The sequence below is a fragment of the Leuconostoc citreum genome (assembly GCF_004354555.1).
Taxonomy (GTDB): Bacteria; Bacillota; Bacilli; order Lactobacillales; family Lactobacillaceae; genus Leuconostoc; species Leuconostoc citreum.
On record NZ_PUFH01000004.1, the window covers coordinates 172,862 to 199,596 of the forward strand.

Sequence of the window (26,735 nt, forward strand, 5' to 3'; positions counted from 1 at the left end):
ATGCGTTTAGATAAATATTTAAAAGTGTCACGCTTAATCAAGCGTCGCACTGTTGCAAAAGAAATCGCCGATCAAGGGCGCATTTCAATCAATGGGAAGGTTGGCAAATCTTCTTCTGATATTAGTACAAATGACATACTAGAAATAAGGTTTGGTAACAAAACACTAACCGTTAAAGTATTGAAAATTGTCGAAACGACTAAAAAAGAGGCATCTGCAGATGTGTATGAAGTGATTAGTGAAAAGTATGAGAATGATTTTCGTACACCGAGTGATGAGACGCCAAAAGTTTAAGTATTGTTAAATATTCTTGTAAAAATGATAAGAACGTGCCAAACTAGGACTAGGTAAAGTTCATGTCGACTCAAAAAAGAAGACAATTGAATAGGCAGCATGTTAATCCTGAAATACAGCAAATTATCCGAAACTCAGAATCGGCAAACATGCAGGCAAGGCGTCACTATAAAAAGGCGCATGCTAGTCGTGAAAAAAAGATTCTGTTTTTTGGCGCGGTTATCGCAACTATTTTTGCAGTACAGCTGCTTGTTAGCCAAGTGAAACTACACACGGCTAATGCGACTTTAACAACAACACAAAGTCGCTTGACATCAATACAAAAAACAAATGATAATCTTAAGGCTGATGTTAAACGCCTGAATGATCCAACTTATTTGCAGCAAATTTTGCGAGATAAGTACGGTTACACTAAGCAAGGTGAACTAATCTATAATTTGCCTTCGGATAAGCAGTAATAGGGCACCGGAATGGTGCTTTTTCTAATATGATTAATAAAATTGATGAACAATTACGACGCTATGCTTGGGAAGCAACGATTATTGTGGCTGTTTCAGGCGGAGTAGACTCGGTTGTCTTGCTCCATGCTTTGCGTCAATACTTACCTGACACCAAGTTAGTGGTTGCGCATGTTAACTATCATCTTCGTAAAGAAAGTGACGGTGATGCGCTTTTTGTGCGTCAGCTTGCTACGACCTATCAAGCAGTTTTTGAACAAATAGACTGGTCAATTATGCCTAGTCATGCTGTGGAAGAACAAGCACGTGAGTTCCGCTATCGTTTTTTTGCGCGATTGGCTGGCCAGTATCAAACCAAGACTATTGTTGTTGCACACCATGCCAATGACCAGGCTGAAACAGTGTTGCTCAAATTAATCCGTGGCGGACGGTTGGAACAGCTGGCGGGTATGTCAGTAAAAAAACGCTTAGTTTTGCGTCCCTTTTTGGGGATAACTAAGCAGCAACTGATAACTTATGCACAACAACATCATTTATCATGGCGCGAAGACGACACTAATTTTGATGCGACATACACGCCTAGAAATCTTTTGCGAAATATTGTCATACCCGAATTGAAGACAATTAATCTGCAAGTGGTTAATCATGTGAATAGCTTTGCCAAACAAATAGCCGAACAATCTGAACTTATCTCTTTTCAAGCGAAACAGTACGTACCGTTATTAACAAAGGATTGGACCAAAATTCCTGATTTGTGGCTTGAAGTCACGTTAGCCGCTTATTTACATGAGCAGAAGGTATATCGGTTTAAGCAACAGCAATTAAAACATATTCATCAATTGCTGATTAATGAGAAAAAACCGACTGGTTCGATTCAATTATCTCACACGGTTGTGTTAATTAAGAATTATCGGCAGGTTTATCTTAAAAAAACAACAGAAATACCAAATACAGTGCAAGATTTGCCGACACTTATGTTAAAATTAAATCAATGGCAAAATTTTGCAGATGATGTATATTGTTGGACAACAAATCAGCCAGTTAACTCTGACAATAGTTTTGTCTTTGGCTTGGTTGATGATCTGCCAGCTATATACTTGCGCCCAGTAAAAACAAGTGATAAACTTGCACTCATACATGGGCATAAAAAACTGCGACGCTTAGCGATTGATGAAAAATTATCACAAAATGAACGGCACGATATGGTCGTTTTATCAACACCAAATGACGATGTGATAGCCGTACGTGTTCGTCAGCGTTGGCGTTTAAGTGCAGATTTTGTCAGCAAACAAGATGCAACCAATTATTGGCTTGCATGGCGAATTGAGGAAAAGTAGTGGATAACGATATACAAGAAGTGTTATTTGACCAGGCTAGTATTCATAATGCTGCCTCACGCTTAGGTCAAAAAATTACACAAGATTATGCAGGCGAAAAACCGATTGTTTTGTCAGTGTTGAAGGGCGCGTATCTTTGGACAGCTGACTTATTGCGAGAAGTTGATTTATACGTTGACTTAGAGTTTATTAACGTATCTAGCTACCATGGTGGCGTTAAAAGCACCGATGAAATTACACTGGTGACAGATATTCGTTCCGATGTTAAAAATCGACAGGTCATCATTCTTGAAGACATTGTTGACACTGGACAATCATTGTTGTTCATGAAAGATTTGTTACGCAAGCGTGGTGCAAAGTCAATTAAAGTAGCAACCTTGTTAGATAAAAAAGAAGGTCGTAAGGTATCAATTGATGCTGATTATGTCGGCTTTGATGTGCGTAACGAATTTGTTGTTGGCTATGGTTTAGACTACAAAGAAATGTACCGAAACTTGCCATATGTTGGTATTCTGAAAAAAGAAGTTTATACTGACTAACTTCTAGAAATTGGGGAAACTTAATGAATAATAATCCAAAAGGTGGTTTCTTAAAAAGTTCTGTCTTCTATATTTTCATTTTCCTAGCTGTCGTTGGGATGATTTATGGTTTGTTTGGTAATGATAAGTCATCTTCTAAGACACTAACGTCAAGTGAATTTATGAAGGCACTGAATGACAAGGAACTTAAGTCAATTACAGTGCAACCTGGAAATGGTATCTATAATGTTTCAGGTGAGTATCGTACGGCGCAAAAGACGAAGGCTGACAAGGGATTAAGTTTCTTGCAGTCATCTCAAAAAGTAACACGCTTCAGTTCTACATTGCTACCTAACGATGCTTCTCTGAAGTCAGTGACACAAGTCGCTTCATCAACTGATACGGATATGGTTACAAAGCAACAAGAGTCGTCAGGCTTTTGGCTAAATTTGTTAGTATCGTTGATACCTGTTTTGCTTATCGTGGCAGTATTTTATGTCATGATGAGCCAGGCTGGTGGTAAAGGCGGCCAAGGTGGCATGATGAGCTTTGGAAAATCAAAAGCAAAGCCATCTGATCCTAAGGACAACAAAGTTCGCTTTTCTGACGTCGCTGGCGCCGAAGAAGAAAAACAAGAATTGGTTGAAGTTGTTGAGTTCTTAAAGTCACCTAAGAAGTTCGTTAATCTTGGTGCCCGTATTCCAAAAGGTGTTTTGCTTGAGGGACCTCCGGGAACTGGTAAAACATTATTAGCTAAAGCAGTCGCTGGTGAAGCGAGTGTCCCATTCTTTTCAATGTCAGGTTCTGACTTCGTTGAGATGTTTGTTGGTGTTGGTGCTTCACGTGTACGTGATTTGTTTGAAAATGCTAAAAAGTCGGCACCAGCCATTATCTTTATTGATGAAATCGATGCCGTTGGTCGTCGACGCGGTACAGGCATGGGTGGCGGAAACGATGAACGTGAACAAACACTTAACCAAATATTGATTGAAATGGATGGTTTTGAAGGATCAGAAGGTGTCATTATTTTGGCTTCAACTAACCGTTCTGATGTGCTAGATCCAGCATTGCTTCGTTCTGGTCGTTTTGACCGTAAAATTTTAGTTGGGGCACCTGATGTTAAGGGCCGTGAAGCTATCTTAAATGTTCATGCCAAGAACAAGCCATTGGCAGATAATGTTGATTTGAAAGCCATTGCGCAGCAGACACCAGGGTACGTTGGTGCCGATTTGGAAAACTTGTTGAACGAAGCTGCTTTACTTGCAGCACGTCGCAATAAGAAAAAAGTTGATGCAGCAGATATTGATGAAGCTGAAGATCGTATTTTCCAAGGCCCAGCAAAAACAAACCGTGGTATGTCAGAGCAAGAGCGTCGAACAACAGCATACCACGAAGCGGGTCATGCATTAGTTGGTTTGGTACGTTCAGAAGCATCAGTTGTCCGTAAAGTAACGATTGTACCACGTGGTCGTATTGGTGGGTATGCATTGATGACGCCTAAAAATGATCGTTACAACTTACGCTACTCTGAGGCAAAAGAGCAGCTAGCTGGTTTGATGGGTGGTCGTGCCTCGGAAATATTCATGTTTAATGAAGCTAGTTCTGGCGCGTCAAACGATTTTCAACAAGCTACTGGTTTAGCAAGACAGATGGTTACGGCATTTGGTATGTCTGACAGAGTTGGTATGGTACAGCTTGAAGGTAATGCCAGTGTCGGTTACGCTGAACAGGCTGGGAATCGTAGTTATTCTGAAGAAACCGCAAGATTGATTGATGAAGAAGTGCGTCGTATTACGAAGGAAGCATTTGAAGACGCTTCAGCAATTCTTTCTGAACATAAGGATAAGCTGGTTGCGATTGCCGAAGCATTGCTAGAAGTTGAAACATTGGACGAAAAGCAAATTAGAGATATTTACGAAACTGGTAAATTTACACGTAAAGATATACAAGATGATGATGAACTGGCGACAGCTAAATCATTTGAAGAAGCAAAAGCAGCCGTTGATGCTAAAGATTCAGAGGCTGAAGAGCGTTATGAACATCACGATGAACCAAAAAAACAAGATGATAGTCAGTCAGAAGTTGAAACACCAGATGATGCGCCAATTGATGACAAAAACGATAAAAATAAGTAAAATGATAGTTGGCGTTTAACGTCAACTTTTTTATTTTAATGACGCATGGCGTAGAAAGTATATTATGGCAGATCAATTTATTAAAACAGTGACAAAAAACAAATTTTTTCGAGCATATGCATTAGATGGTACGCAGCTTGTTCGTGCTGCAGCTTTGACACATGACACATCGCGCTTAGGAGCGATTGTTTTAGGGCGTGGTATGTTGGCAACGACATTAACTGCTCAATCAGTCTTAAAGGGCGAAGAACGACTTGCTATTCAAATTAATGGCCGTGGCCCAATTGGGAATATTGTGGTCGAGGCAGATGCTAAGGGTAGCGTTCGCGGTTACGTGACCAACCCGCAAGTTGCATCAATCGTTGATGACAAAGGACAATTGGATGTTGCGCAAGCTGTTGGTTCAAATGGTTTCTTACAAATAACTAAGTTTGCACCTTATTCAGATCCTTATATAGGGCAGAGTCAGCTGGTCTCAGGCGAAATAGGTGATGACTTTACCTATTACTTGGCGCAATCTGAACAAATACCATCAGTTGTTGGTGTATCAGTTTATATGAACGCTGATAACACAGTTGAAGCTGCCGGTGGTTTTCTCATTCAAGCATTACCGGATGCAACCGACGAAGCACTTGATACCCTAGAAAAAGCGTTAAAGCAAATGAAGCCCTTGGCGGATATGCTAGTTGATAGTTACACACCACTAGATATTTTAGAAGAAATTTTTGGTAAAGGTGAAGTCGAGATACTACAAGTAGCAGGGGTTGGTTTAGCTGCAGAGCCATCAAAAGCGGCTTACCGGGATATGTTGACAACTTTGCCCGCAGAAGAAGTACAAGCGATGATTGATGAAGATGGCGGTGCGGAGGTTGTGGGTAAGTTCTCTGGTAAACGGTACTTTTTCACAGCTGAAGAATTAAGCCGTATTGTTGCAGAAATTAAGAAGAATAATCAGGACTAACCTTTGAGGTTAGCTTTGTTTTTTGGTATAGTTATTATTAGTGAGAACTTTTAGAACTGGTTAATATAACCAGAATAATATGGAGGAAACGTGCTCAATTCAGAGCACTTTATACACATGGCAGAAGAAAAAGCCCTCAACGATCAAATGCTGGCTCGTCGTCAAAAATTAGCAACTATTGTTGATGATTTGCATTTAGATCCATTTGGTAAGCGTTTTGAGCGTACAGCAAAGGCGCAGGAATTACACGATTTATATGATAACAGTACATTGGAAACGCTCGAAGCAGAACAACATGAAGTTGTGATTGCTGGTCGTATGATTGCTAAGCGTGGTGCAGGGAAAGTGATTTTTGCTGATTTCCGCGACGTTTCAGGCAAAATTCAAGTCTATGCTAAGCGCGATGATTTGGGTGAAAATTATCCAATTATTAAGCGAGCTGATTTGGGCGATTTCCTTGGTATTAAAGGAATTATAATGAAAACTGAAGCGGGTGAATTAACCGTTTTGGCAACCGAATTAACGCATTTAACAAAGGCTTTACGTCCCATGCCTGACAAGTTCCATGGTATTGCTGATGTTGAAACTCGCTATCGCAAGCGTTATTTAGATTTGATTGCTAATGAGGAATCATTCAAGAAATTCCAATTACGCTCGAAGATAATCTCAGCAATTCGTGCTTATATGGATTCACAAGACTTTATGGAAGTTGAGACGCCAATTTTACAAACAGAAGCTGGTGGTGCTGCTGCGCGGCCATTCATCACACATCATAATGCACTTAATATTGACATGTATATGCGAATTGCGACTGAATTGTACTTGAAGCGTTTGGTTGTTGGTGGCTTTGAACGTGTTTATGAGATTGGCCGTATTTTCCGAAATGAAGGTATGGATCCTAAGCATAACCCTGAGTTTACAACAATGGAGACATATGCTGCATATATGGACTTCACAGACGTTATGGACGAAACTGAAGGCATATTCAAAGCAGCTGCTTCGGTAGTCTCTTCCGATTTAAAAGTGACGTATCAAGGGACAGAAATTGATTTGGGTTCAAACTTTGCGCGTAAGCATATGGTTGACTTGATTAAAGAACAAACAGGTATTGATTTCTGGCAAGACATGTCTGTCGAGGCAGCACAAAAGTTAGCTGACGATAAGCATGTTAAATATGAAAAATATTGGGGTGTTGGTCATATTATCAATGCATTCTTCGAAGAGTTTGTTGAAGACACACTGGTACAACCAACCTTTGTTTACGGTCATCCCGTCGAAGTATCGCCATTGGCTAAACGTAACGCTGAGGACTCTCGTTTTACAGATCGTTTCGAACTGTTTATCATGGGTAGCGAGTATGGCAATGCCTTCACTGAGTTGAATGATCCCATTGATCAGCGCGCACGTTTCGAAGCGCAAGTTGCTGAACGTGAAAATGGGAATGATGAAGCAGAAAATATCGATGAAGATTTCATTGAAGCACTTGAATACGGTATGCCGCCAACAGGTGGCTTGGGCATTGGCATTGATCGTTTGGTCATGCTGCTGACAGATTCTGATACGATTCGTGATGTTTTGCTTTTCCCAACAATGCGTTAAATTGTAAAAACTAATTATCAAAAACGCTTGACACATCGCCTAGTTATTCGTTATAATAATTAAGTTGTGTTAAGCAATTATTCCGACTTAGCTCAGTTGGTAGAGCACCTGACTGTTAATCAGGTTGTCGCCGGTTCGAGCCCGGCAGTCGGAGTTATATGAGAAGCAAATCTTAAAAGATTTGCTTTTTTTGTGCCATTTTTCTGGGTATCTTTATCGAAAAAAGTGTTGACATTTTTAGTCAAAACTGGCATAATTAAATAGTTGTGTTAAGCAATTATTCCGACTTAGCTCAGTTGGTAGAGCACCTGACTGTTAATCAGGTTGTCGCCGGTTCGAGCCCGGCAGTCGGAGTTATCAGGTAACCTCAGTGTTATCTACTTGCCGATGTAGCTCAGTTGGTAGAGCACGGGTATCGTAAACCTGGGGTCGGAGGTTCGATTCCTCTCGTCGGCATCAGTTTAAAACCTTCAATCATAAATGATTCGTGATTGAAGGTTTTTTTGTAATGTTGAGACTAATTGATTAGCTCAGTGTTATGTTGGTAATTTGAAAAATAAGCAAATGACGAGGTACAAAATACTTACTAACAAAAGATAAAAACAATTTGATTACAATATGTTGTTATTCTTATTAAAATGGCTGTTATTGCGAATCGATGTGATACAATAATGGCGGTGTAATTGACTTGCCTGATGACTCAGTGGTGATGGTCTACTTGTTTGCAAAATAGCTAAGTACTAAGTATTTCAACCTACTGCTTCCCATTGGTGCCAAAGGTATAGCCGTTTAATAATGGGAGAAAATCATGTTTAAACCTTGGTCTATTTTATCAACGTCTGTTATCATCGCAACAGCACTAACTACTATCAGTTTAAAGCAAGCAAGCGCGGATACAATAACTGGCGCAGCAGTAGCCGACAATAAAACGCAGACAGTAACAACGCCAATAACAGCTGACGCTACTATGGTGTTAACTGCAACTGATGTTAACCGTCACCAAAATGTTGCAACGGTAACGAGTAAAGTACCTGATAAAGCCAGTGACACAAAAAATGATGTTTCAGTAACAACGGCTAGAGATAAGAGTCAGAAACAAGAGATTGTTCAAACCCCAGACAAACAAACGAGTGCTGGCAATGATATACCAACAGATATACAAGTCTCTCATTCAGTGGCGCGTGATGACACATCTGCTACTGAAACGACAGACACAGACAAGACATCGGAATCTGCCAGTGCTGGTAAGGTAGTGGTCAATCAAGAGACACATGAACATACTAATTCTCTGCAAGTAGCAACATTAACTAGTTTTCAAAACCAAAGGACCTTTCGGGATTCTAATCGGGATTCTAAAATACAAGCTCGTTCTGGCTGGGTAAATGATAATGGTCAAAGAAAGTACCAAGAAAATGGTCATTTTATCAGTGGTGAGAAGAAAATAGATAACTACTGGTATAATTTTGATAACAACTATGTCATGTCACGTGGTTTGACACAATTACCAAATAAAATCGTGTACTACAATGCGCAAACTGGGCGAATGGTGTATGGGTATCTTTGGTACAATAATGATTTTATGTACTTTGATGATTATGATGGTCACATGATTAAGGGTGAACGGCATTACGGTAATAACAGCATGGAGTATTACGATAATTCTGGTATGCAAGTACGTGATGCTTATGTCTGGGCTGGTAACACATTTTATTATATGAAGCCAAATGGCGATGCGGTTAAAGGTGTGCGTTATTATGGTAATGGCAATATGGAATTTTATGGTGATGATTTCAAGCAAGTACGTAATAATTATGCACAAGATGCTGCTGGCCGATATTATTTAACTAGTAATGGGGATGCTTTCAAGGGTGTTCGCAACGTTGGTAATAGTTTTGAAATTTACGGTAACGATTATAAACAAGTTATCAATCAATATGTCGCTACTGGCAGTACCTTTTATTATATGGATCAAAATGGTCTGGCGATTAAAGGGATTCGCCATTATGGCAATAATAACATGGAGTACTATGGTAGTGATGCCAAACAAGTTCGAGACGCCTATGTTCACGACAATGGTGTGCTATACTATATGAAATCTAATGGCGACGCGCTGAGAGGCTTTCGGCATTATGGCAATAACATGTTAGAGTACTATGGAGATAATTTTGTTCAGTACCGTGACAAATACTTAATATACGGTCATAAAAGATACCATTTTGGCCGGTGGGGTGACGCTGACACGATTGATACTGTTGATGCCAATGGCAATGTGGTCGCCGTATCGAAATTCAACGTCTGGGACACAGCTTATATAACAAAGTTTGCTGATTCAACATTAGGCGGTAGTCATGACTTGAAGCAGCTGGCTGGACAAAATGTTACAATTCTCAACAAGACACAGACGAATTATTCAAATTCTTCATACTATTATACGGTTAGGCTGGCTAATAATAACATTATTAGTCATGTTTTAGAGCAAGACTTACAATCGTCTCCGGTACAATTTCACGTGGATGTTAATCAAGTCATTAATTGGTTTGAATATAATAAGGGTCGTTTGACTTATTCAATGTATGGTTCACGTAATGGCGCCGATGGTACAGCCGATTGTTCTGGTTCAATGACACAAGCTTTGTATGAGGCTGGGGCTAAACCATATGATTACTTGTACAGTACAGAGTCATTACATGATTATTTGACAAATAATGGATTCAAATTAATTATTGAAAATGCTTCTAGTTGGGATGCCAAACGTGGCGATATTGTGATCTGGGGTAAGCGCGGATTTAGTGAGGGAGCTTTTGGTCACGTTGGGATTATGACCACAACAGAAAATGACCCATACTTTATTTCAACATGTTATTTAACAGCAGGGGCAAAAGGATCAGCTGTTCAAGAAGTGCGTTATAATGAATTTGCGCAACGTGACAGTTACCCGTATTACTATGTTTATCGTCAAATGTAAGTTATTAAAAGCCGAAGGGCTTTTTTTCATTGCTTTCTGAAAATATTTGTTATAATGACAGTAGCAACACAGAAAGTTTTGAGTATTCATACGTTAATTTGGCGCAGCCATTAAAGGGGTAGCAAGAAATATGAATATGATTTTTAACATACTAGCTGACTTACACTTAGAAATTATATATCGAAAAATACGCTCAAGAATTGTAACTAGTTCGCCATAGATTTTTTCATGCGCACGTGTATAAATTGTGCTATCAAGCTGTCTCCAAAAATTTAAACGATAATCACAATAGGCATTGTGCGCATTTATCAGCTTAATGAGTCTAAATGACAATTGTTGAAAGTGAGTTGGCGCATGAATAGCGATTATTTGTACAAAGTCATTAAACACGCATTGTTAAAATTACAGGCAAAAGCTAATCAAAATGAGGCTGAGAGAGAAAAACTTATACCATATATTAAAAATTACCAAAAAGACCTAACAACACTTAAACGTAAGAAACGCGCAGTCCATCCAAATGATCTTAATAGTGGCGATTTAGCCGTGCGCTATGAAACACAAGTTGCCGTTGCCGACCACGAAGTTATCTTAATTATGCGAAAAACTGAACGGATAATTCAGGATCTGGCTAAGTGTCCGAGACGCGGTATTGCTGTTAATTATTAATATAAAAGAGACGTGCAATCTATTAATGGATTGCACGTCTCTTTTAAAATGTCGTTAAGCTGGCTTAAATTTAACAGTGAAAGTTAGCACACTCGCAATGACTAATATGACAGCCACGAAACTATATGGCAAAAAACTATTAATGTCCAGTAGCACACCGCCCAGAACAGGACCAATAATATTACCGACACTTGTCAAAGACATATTTAAGCCATTAATAAATCCTTGTTGTTCATTATCAATTTTGGATAGCATAGTTGTGATGGCGGGTCGTAGAATATCAAAACCAACGAAAATAATTAAGGTAGCGATAAATACTTCCCATTTGCTTTGCGAGAATAAAATCCACAAAATAGCAACAAATCCAGCCATAAAGCTGATACGAATGACCATCAGCTCACCGACTAACATGACGAGCTTTTCAAACAAAATAACCTGAAAAAAAAGAGATACGGCACCGTTGATTACTAAAAACCAAGCAATTTCTGTTAAATTAAAACCACGAACATCATGAAAGTATAGGCTGAACATATTCTCAAAGGCAGACAAACCAAACGATGCCACAAAAATCATTAATAAAAGCATGACTAATGCGACTGTCCAAAAATTACGAATAGTTTTAGTCTGAGATTGTGTCGTCTCAGCAATATTTTTGACGCGTAAGTCCTCGTCTTTTGGCATGAATATCATAAAAATGAGGAAAGCAGTGGCACCGAGTACAGCTGAACCAACGAAAGGCAGTGTATGATTAATATTAGCTAAAACACCACCAATACCAGGGCCTAAGATAATACCACCACTAAAAGAAGCGGATAACCAACCAATCACACGCGCACGATTATCGTTAGTTGTCATATCGGCTGCTAGTGCGGTAATTGAAGGAATTGACAATGCTGCCGCAAGACCACCTAATGCGCGAGCTAGGTTGAGTAACCACAAAGCATTGCCTATGCCAAAAGCGAAAACAGCTTCCGATACAGCAAAAAAGAATAAACCAGCAGCAATTAAGGGGACACGCGCAAATTTATCAGAAATTTTACCAATAATGGGTGAGGCCACAAATTGTACAGCTGCAAACAGTGCAGCCATAATGCCCATATCAGTGGCTGTCAGTCCCATATCATCTTTGATATAGGGTTCAACTGGAATAATGAGACCAATACCCAACATAATGAGTAATTGTGATCCAACTAATAAAGTTAATGCACGTTTTTGAATCTTTGTCATGAAATGTTCACGCTCTCTTTCAGTATTAAAAAAGTGTATAAAAAAGAGGACGTCGCATTGACAACGTCCAATCTATACCCATTCTGCAGGGTTAACGCATACGTGAAGTCACGTCGGTATTTACTTAATCACTATACAATATCATCAAAAAAAAGTTGTGTCAACTAGTCAAGCTGGCGTAGTAAAATAGCAGCGAGGAAACGATAACGGTATACTAAAATAGGTTATCGCGCTAACTGCGTATAAATGACGTACCAATTGACAAAAAAGACGATTACAAAGCAAACAATTGACGATTATTTTCATGAAAAGAGATATGTTTGTAACATATAACCTGTTATGATAGAAGAATATGTTTAATCATAAATGGAGAAATAGAGGAGTAAACATGGCGACAGATCAAAAACTTAATCGGACCATGACGTTAGTCCCTGCGATTTCAACTGTGATGGGTACAGTGATTGGGGCAGGGGTATTCTATAAGGCATCGAGTGTAGCTGATGCAACTGGTTCGACAAGCATGTCGTTGTTTGTATGGTTAGTTGGTGGATTAATTAGTTTAGCAGCTGGTTTGACAGGCGCTGAATTGGCGGCCGCTTTGCCACAAACGGGTGGGATGCTTGTCTATATTGAACGTGCCTATGGCAAGCTAGCAAGTTATTTATTAGGTTGGGCACAAATTATTATTTATTTCCCAGCCAGCATTGCAGCTAAGGGTGTCATCTTTGGGACACAGGTCGCTAATTTGCTACATTGGGGTAGTGCGGCGATTATTCCTTCTGGTATTGCCGCTTTGGTATCAGTTGCAATGATTAATATGTTGGGTTCAAAAATTGCTGGGCAGTTCCAGTCAATTACATTATTTTTCAAACTAATACCACTAGCTTTAATTATTATTTTTGGCTTATTACAGCCAGGCGGGGTTGATGTCAGCTTATTCCCTGTGTCACCTGGACACGCAGTTGGCGGTTGGGCAACTGCGATGGGTGCTGGATTATTAGCCACAATGTATGCTTATGATGGTTGGATTCACGTGGGTAATATCGCCGGTGAAATGAAAAATCCAACCCGTGATTTACCACGTGCGATTGCTGGTGGCTTACTAGGCATCATGATTATTTATTTGTTAGTTAATTATGCTTTCTTGCATGCATTACCATTTCATGCTATTCAAGGCAATCAAAACACCGCTATGGATGCTGCACAACAAATATTTGGTGGTTTCGGTGGTAAATTAATTACAATAGGTATCTTAATCTCAATTTATGGTACTTTAAATGGTTATACCATGACCGGAATGCGCTTGCCCTATGCTATGGCATTAGAAAACAGCTTGCCATTCTCAAAACATTTAGTTAAACTTAATCGTTTCAAGATTCCTTATATTGCTGGTATATTTGAATTGATAGTGGCGATTGCTTTGATGTTTGTCGGTGGGTTTGATACATTAACTGATATGCTGATTTTTGTGATTTGGTTATTTTACACAATGGTCTTTATTGCGGTGATTAAGCTGCGTCGTACAGAACCAGACTTAAAGCGCCCATACCGTGTGCCATTTTATCCGGTTGTGCCAATTATCGCTATTTTAGGCGGTGTATTCATTATTGGCATGACATTGATGACTGAATTTAAATTAGCTATGATTGGTGTCTTGGCAACATTAGCTGGGTTGCCACTGTACTATTTCATGCAAAAGCGTAAATAAATCAGTAAAACGTCTGACGATTGTCAGGTGTTTTTTATTTTCGCCAACCACGCCTAAAAGCGAACCAGTAGCATTTTGAAAAATGACATGGTAAAATTTTATTAATCAAAACTTTTTTGCTCAGTATTGACATGCTTGCGGGAGTAGCGGCACAAATGTGTGGGAAACTGACTAACTAGGTAATCTAATATCTAGCGGCCAACCTTAAACAGCAAGACGCAAAGTAAATTTCTCTTAAAGGAGTGTGTCATATGAGCATACAAACTAGTGAAACGGACGACGTGCCGTTATCGCCTGACATTAAGTTTCACAATCAAGAATGGTCCCAAGTTGTTGATGAACTATCAACGCCGTATCCTGATGGTTTGAGTACCAAGGAAGCAACTGATAGGTTACACAGCAATGGGTATAATGAGGTGACATTAAAACCAACACCAAAATGGGTCATGTTTTTACGGCAATTCAATAATATCATTGTGTATATTTTAGTTGTTGCCGCTGTTTTAACGTTATTGATGAGGCATTACTCTGACTCAGTGGTTATTGGATTAGTCGTGGTTATTAATGCGCTAATTGGCTATTTACAAGAAGTTAATGCAAGTAATGCACTTGAAAAGATTAAGCGCATGTTGTCAGTGGAAGCAACAGTGATTCGACAGGGACAACGTGTAGATATACCAGCGCGTGAATTAGTGACTGGCGATTTAGTATACTTAGAGGCTGGGGATAATGTCCCTGCAGATTTACGATTATTAGATGTTGATAACCTACGCATACAGGAGTCATCCTTAACCGGGGAAGCAGATTCGGTTTTAAAAAATGATGCTGTATTATCTGCTAATATGCCATTAGCTGAGCGCTATAATATGGCCTATGCTTCAACAGCAGTGACTAACGGTAGTGCTACAGGTATTGTTGTGGCTACAGGGCTACAAACACAAATTGGACAAATTTCTCAAAGTGTATCAGATGTCGCTGGAAACAAATCACCATTAACGCGAGAATTAGATAAACTGGGACATGGCATTTCTTGGTTTATTGTTGCGGCTTCTGTTGTGATGTTTGTTATTGGATGGTTACTAGATATTTATACATTGCCAACTTTGGTAATGGCTATTATTGCTATGATTGTTGGTTCAATGCCGGAAGGCCTTCCAGCTGCAACATCAATTATTTTGGCAACTGGTGTACAAAAGTTAACCAAAAAACATGCGATTGTAAAAACTTTACCTGCTGCTGAAACACTGGGAGCCGTTGATATTATAGCTTCTGATAAGACTGGGACGCTCACAAAAAATGAGATGACGGTGCAAGATATTGTGATTGATGAGAAACATTATCAAGTCACAGGAACAGGTTATGCACCCAATGGTCAAATTCTATATAACCAACAACCAGTTGAATTATCACAAGATAAATCACTAGCTATGTTTTTGACTATGGGGCATCAAGCTAATGATACGTTTTTAACAGAAACAAATGGTATTTGGGAGGTTAATGGTGAACCAACGGATGCAGCATTCTTGTCAGCTTATTATAAAGCTTTTGGACAGAAAACACCTCAGTTAGTAGAAATAGATCGTATTCCTTTTGATTCAGATTATCGGTATATTGCCAGATTAGTTGAAAACCAGAAACACGCACGTTTTATTGCTATAAAAGGTTCCCCGGACAAATTATTTGACTTAGCAGCGCATGATGATCAGTTCGATCGTCAGTATTGGGAAAAACAAGCGACTCATTTTGCGCAACAAGGTAAACGTGTGATTGCTGTGGGTTACTTAGACGTTGCTACTACATTGTCTGAAGTGACACATGAGCATTTAGCTATTGAAGGGATTAAATTACTTGGTTTGGCAGCTATTATCGACCCACCGCGGCCAGAGGTAGTTGAAGCAATTGCTGACATGCGACGGGCAGGCATTCGCGTTAAAATGATTACTGGCGATAGTGCGGATACAGCCAGAGCCATTGGTAGTCAACTCGGCCTTGCTAATAATATTAAAGCAATGACAGGCGCTGAGGTAGAAACCCTTTCTGATCGTGCCTTAGCAAAAATCGTTCCAAAATATGATGTCTTTGCTCGTACCACCCCACAGGATAAGTTACGCATTGTTGCTGCTTATCAAGCTAACGGTCTTGTAACGGCGATGACTGGGGATGGCGTTAATGACGCACCAGCGTTAAAAAAGGCAGATATTGGCGTTGCTATGGGGATTAAAGGTACGGATGTTGCCAAAGATTCTGCGGATATGGTACTAGCAACCGATGATTTCTCAACGATTAAAGTAGCCATTGCACAGGGACGCCGCTTGTATGATAATATCCGTAAAACAATTTTATATTTATTACCTACAAGTTTTGCTGAGGGGCTGATTGTGGTCTTTAGTATCTTGCTACGCCAACCAATGCCGTTGACAGCAACACAATTATTGTGGATAAATATGGTATCAGCACTGACGTTACAACTTGCCTTGATTTTTGAACCAGCTGAACCAGGTATTATGACAAGACCACCACGTCGGGCCTCGGCAAAACTGATGACACGTCATGATGTTATTCAGATGGTTTATGTAAGTGTAATTATTGCTGCGGTAGCTTTAGGCGTCTTTGAATACCTTAATGGTAAAACGAGTTTTGCGGTTGCCAGTACGATGGCAGTGAATGTGATTATTTTCGGGAAAATTTTTTATCTTTTTAATATTAGAACAGCAGCGCCTGCGCTAAGTCGTTCATTTTGGACGAATCCAATGGCATTTGTGACAATTGCTGTGATGATTCTATTACAGTTGGTTTTCACCTATGTGCCATTTATGCAAAGTGTCTTCTCGACGGCTGCATTGCGTCTAGAAAACTGGGGGGTTATTATCGCAACAGGCACAATTGTCTTAATTGTTGCAGAATTAGATAAATACCGACGTCTTTTCAAGAGTCGTCATTAAGTAACAATATATCATACGATAATAGCTGGAAGGTCGCTTAATGAGTGGCCTTTTTGCTATAATAAAAACGGTATACCCATTTAGGGCAATAATTTGAGATAGGTAATGACATGGCAAAAGTTAGATTTCACATTGCATCACAAACAGAATTAGTCCTTGATCAAGAAGCTCATATCGGGGATGTGATTGATTTGACTGATGAACAAAATATTGATACGTCTATTATTAATGGTAAGATTGCAGATATTTTAGATGATAAGTTGGTGCAGGCCAAGGTGGAATGGCAGGCACAACAAGAAAAGCAAGCGCAAATAGAATTAGAAAACCAATTACAAGCGCAAAAACAAAGTTTACAAGAACAACTTAATGACAAGTCACAACAAATTGTGGCACTAGAGACCAAATTAACAGCATTATCACAACAAAATGAGGCTGAACTGCAATCAAAACTTATACAAAAAGACCTTGATTTGCAAGAAACATTAGCTAAAAAGCAGGCTGAAATCGTTGAATTACAAGCTAAAATTGATGCTGTGAAACAACAAAGCCAATCTGAATTGACAACAACTTTAATCAAAAAAGACGCAGAAGTGCAAAATGAATTAGCTACACGCGAAAAGGTTTTAGCCGAACTGCGCTCACAATTACAGCTCAAGGAACAAGAAAAACAATTACAGCTAGCTAGTGTTAAAAATGACTATGAAACACAACTTAAAACAGCTAATGAACAAGTTGAATTTTATAAAGATTTTAAAGCACGTCAGTCAACTAAGGAGATTGGTGAAAGTTTAGAGCAATATGCCATGACAGAATTCAATAAAATTCGGCCATATGCTTTCCCAAATGCTTATTTTGAGAAAGATAATACCTTGTCGGAAACCAATTCCAAAGGCGACTTTATTTTTAGAGACTACCAAGATGATTTAGAATTTATTAGTATTATGTTCGATATGAAAAATGAGGCTGATACAACAGCTTCTAAACATAAAAATACTGATTTTTTTAAAGAATTAGATAAGGATCGCCGAGAAAAGAAAACCGAATATGCAGTTCTAGTGTCCATGTTGGAAGCCGATAGCGACTTATACAATACCGGTATTGTCCAGGTGCCGGATTACGATAAAATGTACGTGATCCGACCACAATTTTTTATTCAATTTATTGGTGTGTTGCGTAATGCGGCACTTAATTCAGTTAGTTATAAAAAAGAACTAGAACAAGTTAAAGAACAAAACATTGATATTACACATTTTGAGAGTGATTTGACGCAATTCAAAAATGCGTTTGGTAAAAATTACGAAAGTGCCTCAAATAACTTTAAAAAAGCAGTTGAGGAAATTGATAAGTCAATCGCCCGAATGGAAGCTGTTAAACGCGCGTTGACAACTTCGGAAAATCAATTACGGTTAGCCAATAACAAGTTGGAAGATGTGAGTGTTAAGAAACTGACAAGAGGCAATCCAACGATGAAGGCAAAGTTTGATGAGACTAGCAATGTAAACAGTAAAAAATAATGCAACACGGTGCATTTAAAAGCGACAGAATATGGCAATAATTTATGTTACTCTTTAGAAGCAAGCATTAGAAGATGGTTTGATTTTTATCTTGTTGTATATACTTTTTATATCTATCACTAAAAATTAAGTTGATGCTGTTCTTTTTTATGCTGGTCTAGTGTTATATTTCTAAAATAACTTTCCAAAAACTCTGATACACCATCGTGAACGTTGTCTAGTGTTTGAAAATCAGCAGCTGCTTTTACCTTTGGAATAGCATTTCCCATTGCAACTCCTATGCGGGCAAGTTTGATCATTTCTATATCATTTTCCTCATCACCGAAAGCCATTAGGTTATCTGGTGTGAGTGATAAGTGTTCTAACAATGCATTTAGAGCAAGTGCTTTGTTAACATTTTTGGGAACGAATTCTAAAAGAATACGGCGAGATCTCACAAAGTTAAACTGATTGTTAATCAATGGACTATTGGACAATATTTTTTCTAAGTGTGATAATTGTTCGCTTGTAGCGCAAACGACAAATTTATTAAATTGAAAGTTAGTATGGGTATTTAATACGCTTAGATTAATCTGAGAATATGGCAATGATCGACTAATGAGTTGAGAATATGCAGATTGGCCATATTCTTTAATGCTGTACACATGATTTTGTGTGACCAGATCGATAGGTAAGCTTAATGATTTAAGAATTAATAAGATATGTTGAATATTTTTTATTGAAAAATACTTGTTCAACAAAATATTGTTATTGGATAGATTTTTTATTAGGCCACCATTAAATAATATGACGTAATCATCCTTTTCTGTAAAATTAAGCTGATCAAGAATTGGCTTCGTGTTAGGCAAGGGACGTCCAGTTGTCAAAACAATCTTAATATGATGATGATGCAATGTTTGGAGAATACATTTATTTCGATGAGAAAGTGTTTTATCAGGTAATAGTAAAGTGTTGTCCAAATCTAGTGCAATGAGTTTGATTGTTGTCATGTGAAATACTCCTTAGATTTCAGAAATTATTTTCTGCAATCTTTCAAATTCGCTATTGTTTAATTCTTGGCCTATCAAAAAGGTTGGTTGCTTTGTTTTTAATTGTGCAGTATCAGTAATAATGATATCGAAACTGTCAAAATCATCAATATTTTCAGAGAGTTGTAGTAGTTTTCTAATAGAAAGATTAATATTTGAACCAGAACGCAAAATAATGGTTCTTAGTAAATTTTGACTATAGACTGGGAGTGCAGATGTTAGTAAAATATTGACCGGTTTAACTTTTTGATGTGATAAATAAAAGTTATAAAAAATCATAGCTAAGATGGTGACTTGATCGGGAAATAATCCGAATGGGAATAATTGATGATAAATAGCCGATTTGGACAGCGATTCAAGGGTTGATTGCATCTTATTTTCAAAATTTTTATTATGATACAGATACTCATAATTCGTAATTGATTGGTAGTGAACGGCAAACCAAAAAGGTTTAAGCTGTGTTTGTACTGATTCAATCAGTTGGTCTAATTCCTCTGGTTCGGGTCGATAATTTTCGTGCATTGTTAGAAAAGTGTTGACAATATCGGTACTGACTAACAATAAATCTTGAAATGCTTCACTATTAAAATGTGCGTCACTCTCTTTTGAGACACTTAATAATTCAAGCGTTAAAAAGTATTTGATGAAATCAGTAATTTGAATATCAAAATTTAGCGCTACTATATTAGTGAACAGGTCAATAACTTCATATTCTTGTCGATTGGTAAATGACAAAATATCATTGTGGCTAAACAAATGTTGCATGTGCTTAGTGTTGATATCGTAATAGCGAGCCAGAATAACAGAAAACATCGCTAATGCATTTGCATCGTAATTAGATATTTTTTTATCTAAATTTTCTTGGTATATACTTTGTAGTTTACTACTTAATAGGTCGAATTTTGAAAGTGTCATCTCTCTGTCAATCGTACTAATGAATAGTTTACGTATCCCAATGTCGTACTGCAATGAATAGATTAGGTTATAGGCATGAACTAAGTTGGTATATATAGGAGAATCATACATAAAACCTTTCCCTTTATCATAAATAGGTCTGAATTCTTTTCGGGCTTTTAAATCAGAGATATCTCGTAACGCTGTTGCACGGGAAACAGTAAATAAATCTTGGAAATCAATTAGACGCCATTTTCTTAGGGGCATACTAATTAATATATCCATTATTAATTGTCTTTCGTACGCATTAATGTATGACTCTGTTTTTTCAGAATCGGCTAAAGCATCTATCAACACGTGAATTTGTGAGGCATGAATTTTTTCATTAGGAAATAAGAAAGGCTGATGAGCAGAACGCAACTCCGCATTGGCATGTTGCAGAATGTAATAAATCTTGCGAGAAGACAAGTTTAAATGTCGCGCAATTGTGCGCACGCTGGGTAACGATTTGTGAGAAACAAGATAATGAACAAAATTTGAATAATTGTCATCAAAGGATTGCATAATAGAACCTCATTTAGCTGAATTCGAGAAACTACTTATGAGTCTCATTATAGAGATAGTATGAAACACTTAACAGTATCATTAGTGTACAAGTAACCGACGTAACTAAATCTGTTGCCGATAAGTTTTTTGTTAGATAATGATGGTACAAATAAATTGTAAGCGCATACATTTATTAAATCAAATATTCATGAAAAGGATGGTAGTGACATATGGCAAAGCCTAAGAATGTTATTGAGGCAACACGTGAAAATTGGATAGCAAATACTTTTCCAGAATGGGGTACTTGGCTAAATGAGGAAATAGAGCATAGTTTGGTTCCAGAAAAGAATTTCAAAATCTGGTGGTTAGCAAACAATGGTATCTGGTTAAAAACACATGAAGATACCAATATACTAGTTGATTTGTGGAATGGTACGGGTAAGCGAACTCATGGCGATGGTCTCATGAAAAAAGGGCATCAAATGCAACGTATGAGTGGTGTTGCGAAACTACAACCCAATCTCCGCTTGCAACCTTTCGTGATAGATCCCTACGCTATGAAAGATATCGACGCACTATTTGTAACACATATCCATTCTGATCACTTAGATATTAATACTGCTGCAGCTGTGTTACAAAACAGTACGCCAGATACGAAATTTATTGGGCCTCAAGCAGTTGTTGATATTTGGCATAGCTGGGGTGTACCAGAAGAACGTACTATTGTGGTACATCCTGGGGATGAAATACAAGTTAAGTCGGTTACTGTTAAGGCGTTAGAAGCTTTTGATCGTACAGCGTTGTTAACAGTAAATCAAGATCAAACGATTAAAGGTTCAATGCCACAGGATATGAATGAAATTGCTGTGAATTATTTATTTAAAACGTCTGGCGGTAATTTATATCATGCGGCCGATTCACATATGTCAAATATGTTTGCTAAACACGGCAATGAAAACGATGTGGATGTTGAAATTATTAATTACGGTGAGAATCCACGTGGTATTACTGATAAAGTTACATCTTTTGATGTTTTAAGATCAGCAGAAGATCTTAAAACAAAGGTTGTTATTCCAGTTCATTATGATATTTGGTCAAATTTTGATGCTGATCCAAAAGAAATTATAAAAATTTGGCAGATGAAAAAGGATATTTTGAACTATCAGTTTCATCCGTTCGTTTGGAAAGTTGGCGGTAGCTATACTTATCCACAGGATAAGGAACGTACTCAATACCATTATGATCGAGGATTTTCCGATGTCTTTTCGTTAGAAAACGATGTACCGTTCCCATCGTTTTTGTGAAAAAGGAGAATAATATGTCCACGATGTTGAAATATTTTTATGATAACAATCTTGTGCGTATTGAGAAGCAACAGCCCAAAGATTGGCGACAAGCATTGAATCAGTCGACTCAGAGTTTGATAGATGCAAATTTGGTTACCAAAGATTATGTGAATGAAATTATCCAAAATGTGGTATCTTACGGGCCATATATCGTCATTCAGCCAGGGATTGTCATGCCACATGCACTATCTACTAGTCCGAATGTGTTGGGTACGGGTATTAGTTTTACAAAGTTTAATCAACCTGTTTATTTTGATGAGGGTAATTATGAAAAACAAGGAAACTTATTTTTCACATTAGCTGCTAAAGATGAGACGCAACATTTAGAAAATATTCAAAAACTTATGTCACTATTAATGCGTGATGGTGTTATTGAGTCGTTGCAGTCAATTAATACTGAAGAAGACTATATTCGAATTATGAACAGCCTTGAACAAATCTCGACAACATGACTAAGGAGAAAAAATGATAAACAATTTAATAACAGGGATTATGGCTGTTTGGTCTTTCTTTGCTAATAATATTTTGACGCAGCCTGCCTACATGATTGGATTCATTGTGTTAATTGGTTATTTATTGGAAAAAAAGCCTTGGTATGATAGCTTAGCTGGTTTTCTGAAGGCAACCATTGGCTATATGATTTTAATGGTTGGATCAAGCGGTTTAGTGAATGGCTTTAGACCAATTTTAACTGGACTTAAAGACCGATTTCATCTCACAGCAACCGTAATTGATCCTTATTTTGGACAAAATGCAGTTACAGATGGTGTGATGAAAACATTTGGTAGATCGTTTGGCGATGTTATGATTTTGCTGCTAATCGCCTTTGTTTTTAACATATTACTCGTTAGATTTTCAAAGTATACCAAATTACGCGCGGTGTTTACAACTGGTAACGTTCAGGTACAACAAGCAGCAACAGGATTTTGGATTCTACTTTTTGCCATACCTAGCTTGAATCGTATTGAAGTTTTACTTGTTATGGGGGTACTGCTAGGATTGTATTGGGCTGTAGGGTCAAATATGACCATTAAACCAGTTCAGGAATTAACAGATGGCGGTGGATTTGCAGTAGCGCATCAGCAAATGTTTGGTATTGCGCTTGTTGCTTGGCTATCTGATAAAATGAAAAAATCCAATATTCAAAAAGGAAAGCGTTCTGCAACGAAACTTGAAGATGTCTCACTACCTGGTTTCTTGAGAATATTTAATGAAAATATGGTTGCCACAGCAATTCTAATGTTTTTGTTCTTTGGCATTATTATGTTAGTTTTAGGAGAAAATTATTTTCATCAAGTATTTATTGAAACTAAGGGCGTTTCTGGATTAGCAAAGGGTGCCAGCTTCTTCTTTTATATTTTAACTACATCTCTGGGATTTGCTGTTAATTTAGCTATACTACAACTTGGTGTAAGAACATTCGTTGGCGAATTAACTGAAAGTTTCACGGGTATTAGTGATACAATTCTCCCTAATTCTGTACCAGGGATTGATGTTGCAGCCACATTTGCTTTTGGTGAACAAAATGCTGTAACGATCGGTTTCTTATTCGGTGCATTGGGACAATTCTTAGCCATTGGTGCGCTGATGCTGTTTCATTCTCCTACCATTATCATAGCTGGTTTCATACCATTGTTTTTTGATAACGCTGTGTTTGGTGTTATTGCCAATAACCGTGCCGGTGCTAAAGCAGCAATGATATTGCCGTTCTTTTCGGGCATTATTCAAGTGGTAGGAGCCGCACTAATTTCTACGTGGATAGGTATGTCAAAATTTGGCGGTTATTTGGGTATGTTTGATTGGGATACAGTATGGCCTGGATTTACAGTTATTTTGAAGTATTTAGGCTATGTTGGTATTGTTGTTGTTGCCTTGATTTTAATTCTTATACCGCAACTACAATATCGAAAAGATCCTAAAAATTATTTCCTAATGGTTGAGGATTATGAGGCATATAAAGAAAAAACAAAATAAAAATAGTGACTACGACTTAAGTGATAAACGTATTGGAGAAAAAAGATGAATATTTTAGTTTCTTGTGCAAATGGTTCAGGTACTAGTTTAATGATGATGAAAAGTGTTGAGAAGGCAATGAAAAAGCTGGGAATTCCAATTTCAAATATCAATCATACAAGTATTGCTGAGGGAAAATCCACTGCGGGGCAATATGATGCTGTATTTACACCATTAAATTTTGTGGATATGTTTGACGATGCTGCAAAAAAAGGTGTGAAAGTGATTGGTGTTAAAAACGTTATGAGTGATAAAGAAATTATGCAACGAGTAATTGATGAGACAGATTTTCAAGAGAAATATGTGAAGTGAGGATGATAAGATGACAAAACCAAATTTACAAATCGCTTTGGATCAAAATAGCTTGGCAGATGCCGTAAAAATAGCCCATTTGGCTGGGCCAGTAGTTGATATTGTAGAAGCAGGTACAATTCTTGAACTGCAAGCTGGACAACAATCTATTAAGGTATTACGAGAGATGTTTCCCGAAAAGATTATTGTTTCAGATACGAAATGCGCAGACGCAGGCTCAACTGTTGCACAAAATTCTAAAGATGCTGGCGCTGATTTTATGACAGTTATTGATTCTGCAACCATTGCAACTATGAAATCTGCCAAATCTATTTTGGCAGGTATCCAAGTTGAATTATATTCTGCGTGGAATTGGGATTTAGCAAAAAAATGGCGAGAGATCGGCATTGATCAAGTGATTTACCATCAAAGTCGCGATGCATTACTGGCTGGTGAAGTTTGGGGGAAAAAGGATTTAGATATTGTAAAAGAATTTATTGATATGGGGTTCAAAGTCTCCGTAACTGGGGGATTAACTTTGGATACAATTAAACTATTTAAAGGGGTGCCAGTGTATACTTTCATAGCTGGTCGTGCAATTACAGGGAAGGAGAACCCTGCTGCCGCAGCGAGAGATTTCCAAGATGAAATTAGAAAGTATTGGGCATAATGTCAAAAATAGGAATAAACGAAAAGTCACTACCTTATGATTTACCTTGGTCTGAAAAATTAGCTTTGGCTAAAGAAGAAGGTTATTCATTTGTTGAATTATCAATAGATGAGACAGAAGAAAGACTAGCTCGCTTAGATTGGTCTAAAGAAGAAAGACTGGCCATTGTTCGCGCAGTTTATAATGTTGGTATACCAATTGACACGATGATGTTGTCAACTCTGCGAAAAACGCCGTTAGGATCAGAAGATGATCAGATTTATGAACAAGCATATTTGATTTGCAGAAAAGCTATTTTACTGGCTTGTGATCTTGGTGTTCGTAATATTCAAATTGCAGGATATGATGAATATTATGGTAAAAAAACAGTTTTGACAAGAGAGAATTTTATAGAAAACTTGCAGCGTGTGGTTGATTTTGCGGCAGAAAATCAGGTAATGATTGCTGTTGAAACAATGGACGATTCATTTATGAATTCCATCTCAAAGATTAGAACCATTAAAGAAACGATAAAATCACCATGGTTACAAACTTATCCTGACCTAGGGAATATTTCGGCTTGGCCAGAAAACAATCCTAGTTTGGATTTAGAATCTGGTCTCGAGAGTATCGTGTCAATTCATTTAAAAGATACATTATCTGTCACTGCGAATACACCAGGAAAATTTAAAGATGTTGGATTTGGTTCTGGACAAGTTAATTTTTTGGGATTATTAAAAACCTTAAAACGGATTGGTTATCAAGGTACCTATACAGTAGAAATGTGGAATGAGAGACGCCCAGATGCGGTAAATCAAATGAGATATGCCAGAGCATTCTTTGAGCAACTATTTAAAAAAGCGAATATTGTATTGGAGGATGAGTATGTTAGAAGAAGTTAAAGAGAAAGTCTATCAAGCAAATATGTTGTTACCACAATCTGGTTTAGTAACATTGACCTGGGGTAATGCTTCTCAAATTGATCGTGCTAGTGGCTTAGTGGTTATCAAACCGAGTGGTGTTCCTTATAAACAATTGACACCAGAAGATATGGTTGTTGTTAATATGGATGGTAAAGTTATTGAAGGAGATTTACAGCCGTCTAGCGATACACCAACACATCTCTATTTATATAAAAAATGGTTGAATATTACCGGTATTGTGCATACACATTCCCCTTGGGCTGTTGCCTTTGCTCAAGCAGGGTTGGACATTCCTGCAGCAGGAACAACGCACGCAGATACTTTTTATGGCGATGTCCCTGTGGCGCAGAAGTTGAGTAAAGAGCAAGTCGAGCGTGACTATGAATTGAATACGGGAAAAACGATTGTCTCCGAATTCACAAAACGTGATCTTAGCCCGATGGCCATCCCAGCGGTATTGACAGATGACCATGGACCGTTTACATGGGGAGAAAACGTCAATGAAGCAGTACACAATGCAATCATACTAGATACAGTTGCCAAAATGGCATATCATACAATGATGTTGTCTCCTGGCCAAGATATTCATATTGAGCAGTATTTATTAGATCGCCATTATTACCGTAAACATGGAGAAATGGCTTATTATGGGCAAAAAAACCAGACATTTTAATCGTTTAATAGCAGTATGTCCGTAATGTTAATAATTGGTTATTTTATG

At 37.9% G+C, this 26,735-nt stretch carries 22 protein-coding genes and 3 tRNA genes; 22 read left to right on the forward strand and 3 right to left on the reverse strand.

All coding sequences use genetic code 11. From position 1 onward, the window contains the following. The 12 genes from C5L21_RS02705 (at position 1) to C5L21_RS02760 (ending at position 10,933) form a co-directional block, all read left to right on the forward strand. Complete coding sequence (locus C5L21_RS02705) at positions 1-294, forward strand: RNA-binding S4 domain-containing protein (protein ID WP_004901515.1); 294 nt, start codon at positions 1-3, stop codon at positions 292-294. A gap of 62 nt (positions 295-356) precedes the next feature. Beyond that, positions 357-752 (forward strand): FtsB family cell division protein, encoded by a 396-nt coding sequence (locus C5L21_RS02710; RefSeq protein WP_004905424.1) that lies wholly within the window; start codon positions 357-359, stop codon positions 750-752. 29 nt (positions 753-781) lie between these two features. Continuing rightward, positions 782-2,089 (forward strand): tRNA lysidine(34) synthetase TilS, encoded by a 1,308-nt coding sequence (gene tilS, locus C5L21_RS02715; protein WP_085699602.1) that lies wholly within the window; start codon positions 782-784, stop codon positions 2,087-2,089. Next, positions 2,089-2,628 (forward strand): hypoxanthine phosphoribosyltransferase, encoded by a 540-nt coding sequence (gene hpt / locus C5L21_RS02720; RefSeq protein WP_004901507.1) that lies wholly within the window; start codon positions 2,089-2,091, stop codon positions 2,626-2,628. Before tilS ends, hpt begins: the two co-directional genes overlap by 1 nt. 23 nt (positions 2,629-2,651) lie before the next feature. After that, on the forward strand, positions 2,652-4,742 hold the full coding sequence (ftsH, locus tag C5L21_RS02725) for an ATP-dependent zinc metalloprotease FtsH (protein WP_004901503.1): 2,091 nt from the start codon (positions 2,652-2,654) through the stop codon (positions 4,740-4,742). Positions 4,743-4,806: 64 nt separating this feature from the next. Beyond that, positions 4,807-5,703, forward strand: coding sequence for an Hsp33 family molecular chaperone HslO (hslO, locus tag C5L21_RS02730; protein WP_004901500.1), 897 nt, complete (start codon positions 4,807-4,809; stop codon positions 5,701-5,703). A 117-nt stretch (positions 5,704-5,820) separates the two neighbouring features. After that, positions 5,821-7,302 (forward strand): lysine--tRNA ligase, encoded by a 1,482-nt coding sequence (gene lysS, locus C5L21_RS02735; RefSeq protein ID WP_085699606.1) that lies wholly within the window; start codon positions 5,821-5,823, stop codon positions 7,300-7,302. A gap of 81 nt (positions 7,303-7,383) precedes the next feature. Further along, positions 7,384-7,456 (forward strand) — tRNA-Asn (locus C5L21_RS02740). Between the two features lie 127 nt (positions 7,457-7,583). After that, positions 7,584-7,656, forward strand: a tRNA-Asn gene (locus C5L21_RS02745). A gap of 29 nt (positions 7,657-7,685) precedes the next feature. Further along, positions 7,686-7,758: transfer RNA gene (locus C5L21_RS02750), tRNA-Thr, on the forward strand. A 352-nt stretch (positions 7,759-8,110) separates the two neighbouring features. Next, the gene (locus C5L21_RS02755) at positions 8,111-10,267 is read left to right on the forward strand and encodes a peptidoglycan amidohydrolase family protein (RefSeq protein WP_004906698.1); all 2,157 of its coding nucleotides are present in this window, start codon (positions 8,111-8,113) and stop codon (positions 10,265-10,267) included. A 354-nt stretch (positions 10,268-10,621) separates the two neighbouring features. After that, positions 10,622-10,933, forward strand: a complete 312-nt coding sequence (locus tag C5L21_RS02760) for a hypothetical protein (RefSeq protein WP_004901496.1) — start codon at positions 10,622-10,624, stop codon at positions 10,931-10,933. 54 nt (positions 10,934-10,987) lie between these two features. Here the strand turns inward: C5L21_RS02760 and C5L21_RS02765 are convergent, their stop codons facing one another. After that, on the reverse strand, positions 10,988-12,160 hold the full coding sequence (locus C5L21_RS02765; protein WP_004906695.1) for an MFS transporter: 1,173 nt from the start codon (positions 12,158-12,160) through the stop codon (positions 10,988-10,990). Positions 12,161-12,548: 388 nt separating this feature from the next. On the opposite strand from C5L21_RS02765, the gene C5L21_RS02770 reads away from it, so the two are divergent. The 3 genes from C5L21_RS02770 to C5L21_RS02780 all read left to right on the forward strand — a co-directional run bounded on the left by C5L21_RS02770 (position 12,549) and on the right by C5L21_RS02780 (position 18,324). Then, positions 12,549-13,868 (forward strand): APC family permease, encoded by a 1,320-nt coding sequence (locus C5L21_RS02770; RefSeq protein WP_004901491.1) that lies wholly within the window; start codon positions 12,549-12,551, stop codon positions 13,866-13,868. Between the two features lie 251 nt (positions 13,869-14,119). After that, positions 14,120-16,810 (forward strand): HAD-IC family P-type ATPase, encoded by a 2,691-nt coding sequence (locus C5L21_RS02775; RefSeq protein ID WP_085699608.1) that lies wholly within the window; start codon positions 14,120-14,122, stop codon positions 16,808-16,810. A 110-nt stretch (positions 16,811-16,920) separates the two neighbouring features. Continuing rightward, positions 16,921-18,324 carry a DUF2130 domain-containing protein gene (locus tag C5L21_RS02780; protein WP_085699610.1) on the forward strand — a complete coding sequence of 468 codons (1,404 nt, stop codon included), beginning with the start codon at positions 16,921-16,923 and terminating at the stop codon, positions 18,322-18,324. Between the two features lie 119 nt (positions 18,325-18,443). Here C5L21_RS02780 and C5L21_RS02785 read toward each other — a convergent pair whose 3' ends face one another. Together C5L21_RS02785 and C5L21_RS02790 are read right to left on the reverse strand one after the other, a co-directional pair. Next, entirely contained in the window at positions 18,444-19,313 is an 870-nt protein-coding gene (locus tag C5L21_RS02785) for a Cof-type HAD-IIB family hydrolase (RefSeq protein WP_085699612.1), read from the reverse strand. A gap of 12 nt (positions 19,314-19,325) precedes the next feature. Then, positions 19,326-20,810: a BglG family transcription antiterminator gene (locus C5L21_RS02790; protein ID WP_085699614.1), complete on the reverse strand. Its 1,485-nt coding sequence runs from the start codon at positions 20,808-20,810 to the stop codon at positions 19,326-19,328. A 212-nt stretch (positions 20,811-21,022) separates the two neighbouring features. On the opposite strand from C5L21_RS02790, the gene ulaG reads away from it, so the two are divergent. The 7 genes from ulaG to C5L21_RS02825 are packed head-to-tail and all read left to right on the forward strand — an operon-like array spanning position 21,023 to position 26,687. Beyond that, a complete protein-coding gene (gene ulaG, locus C5L21_RS02795; protein ID WP_004901478.1) occupies positions 21,023-22,096 on the forward strand; it encodes an L-ascorbate 6-phosphate lactonase in 1,074 nt (357 codons plus the stop codon). 23 nt (positions 22,097-22,119) lie between these two features. Further along, positions 22,120-22,590, forward strand: coding sequence for a PTS sugar transporter subunit IIA (locus C5L21_RS02800; protein ID WP_036058399.1), 471 nt, complete (start codon positions 22,120-22,122; stop codon positions 22,588-22,590). A 13-nt stretch (positions 22,591-22,603) separates the two neighbouring features. Then, on the forward strand, positions 22,604-24,112 hold the full coding sequence (locus tag C5L21_RS02805; RefSeq protein WP_133286010.1) for a PTS ascorbate transporter subunit IIC: 1,509 nt from the start codon (positions 22,604-22,606) through the stop codon (positions 24,110-24,112). 45 nt (positions 24,113-24,157) lie between these two features. Further along, positions 24,158-24,463, forward strand: a complete 306-nt coding sequence (locus C5L21_RS02810) for a PTS sugar transporter subunit IIB (RefSeq protein WP_085699616.1) — start codon at positions 24,158-24,160, stop codon at positions 24,461-24,463. A gap of 10 nt (positions 24,464-24,473) precedes the next feature. Beyond that, positions 24,474-25,112: a 3-keto-L-gulonate-6-phosphate decarboxylase UlaD gene (locus C5L21_RS02815; protein ID WP_004901470.1), complete on the forward strand. Its 639-nt coding sequence runs from the start codon at positions 24,474-24,476 to the stop codon at positions 25,110-25,112. Beyond that, positions 25,112-25,993 (forward strand): L-ribulose-5-phosphate 3-epimerase, encoded by an 882-nt coding sequence (locus tag C5L21_RS02820; RefSeq protein WP_004901467.1) that lies wholly within the window; start codon positions 25,112-25,114, stop codon positions 25,991-25,993. Before C5L21_RS02815 ends, C5L21_RS02820 begins: the two co-directional genes overlap by 1 nt. Beyond that, a complete protein-coding gene (locus C5L21_RS02825) occupies positions 25,977-26,687 on the forward strand; it encodes an L-ribulose-5-phosphate 4-epimerase (RefSeq protein WP_085699618.1) in 711 nt (236 codons plus the stop codon). The genes C5L21_RS02820 and C5L21_RS02825 overlap by 17 nt, the downstream gene beginning before the upstream one ends. The last annotated feature ends 48 nt before the right edge of the window (positions 26,688-26,735 follow it).

Bases quoted from the DNA above. Each gene is read 5' to 3' on its own strand.
- C5L21_RS02705 (WP_004901515.1), top strand. From the start codon at position 1: ATGCGTTTAGATAAATATTTAAAAGTGTCACGCTTAATCAAGCGTCGC.
- C5L21_RS02710 (WP_004905424.1), top strand. From the start codon at position 357: ATGTCGACTCAAAAAAGAAGACAATTGAATAGGCAGCATGTTAATCCT.
- tilS (WP_085699602.1), top strand. From the start codon at position 782: ATGATTAATAAAATTGATGAACAATTACGACGCTATGCTTGGGAAGCA.
- ftsH (WP_004901503.1), top strand. From the start codon at position 2,652: ATGAATAATAATCCAAAAGGTGGTTTCTTAAAAAGTTCTGTCTTCTAT.
- hslO (WP_004901500.1), top strand. From the start codon at position 4,807: ATGGCAGATCAATTTATTAAAACAGTGACAAAAAACAAATTTTTTCGA.
- lysS (WP_085699606.1), top strand. From the start codon at position 5,821: ATGGCAGAAGAAAAAGCCCTCAACGATCAAATGCTGGCTCGTCGTCAA.
- C5L21_RS02755 (WP_004906698.1), top strand. From the start codon at position 8,111: ATGTTTAAACCTTGGTCTATTTTATCAACGTCTGTTATCATCGCAACA.
- C5L21_RS02760 (WP_004901496.1), top strand. From the start codon at position 10,622: ATGAATAGCGATTATTTGTACAAAGTCATTAAACACGCATTGTTAAAA.
- C5L21_RS02765 (WP_004906695.1), bottom strand. From the start codon at position 12,160: ATGACAAAGATTCAAAAACGTGCATTAACTTTATTAGTTGGATCACAA.
- C5L21_RS02770 (WP_004901491.1), top strand. From the start codon at position 12,549: ATGGCGACAGATCAAAAACTTAATCGGACCATGACGTTAGTCCCTGCG.
- C5L21_RS02775 (WP_085699608.1), top strand. From the start codon at position 14,120: ATGAGCATACAAACTAGTGAAACGGACGACGTGCCGTTATCGCCTGAC.
- C5L21_RS02780 (WP_085699610.1), top strand. From the start codon at position 16,921: ATGGCAAAAGTTAGATTTCACATTGCATCACAAACAGAATTAGTCCTT.
- C5L21_RS02785 (WP_085699612.1), bottom strand. From the start codon at position 19,313: ATGACAACAATCAAACTCATTGCACTAGATTTGGACAACACTTTACTA.
- C5L21_RS02790 (WP_085699614.1), bottom strand. From the start codon at position 20,810: ATGCAATCCTTTGATGACAATTATTCAAATTTTGTTCATTATCTTGTT.
- ulaG (WP_004901478.1), top strand. From the start codon at position 21,023: ATGGCAAAGCCTAAGAATGTTATTGAGGCAACACGTGAAAATTGGATA.
- C5L21_RS02800 (WP_036058399.1), top strand. From the start codon at position 22,120: ATGTTGAAATATTTTTATGATAACAATCTTGTGCGTATTGAGAAGCAA.
- C5L21_RS02805 (WP_133286010.1), top strand. From the start codon at position 22,604: ATGATAAACAATTTAATAACAGGGATTATGGCTGTTTGGTCTTTCTTT.
- C5L21_RS02810 (WP_085699616.1), top strand. From the start codon at position 24,158: ATGAATATTTTAGTTTCTTGTGCAAATGGTTCAGGTACTAGTTTAATG.
- C5L21_RS02815 (WP_004901470.1), top strand. From the start codon at position 24,474: ATGACAAAACCAAATTTACAAATCGCTTTGGATCAAAATAGCTTGGCA.
- C5L21_RS02820 (WP_004901467.1), top strand. From the start codon at position 25,112: ATGTCAAAAATAGGAATAAACGAAAAGTCACTACCTTATGATTTACCT.
- C5L21_RS02825 (WP_085699618.1), top strand. From the start codon at position 25,977: ATGTTAGAAGAAGTTAAAGAGAAAGTCTATCAAGCAAATATGTTGTTA.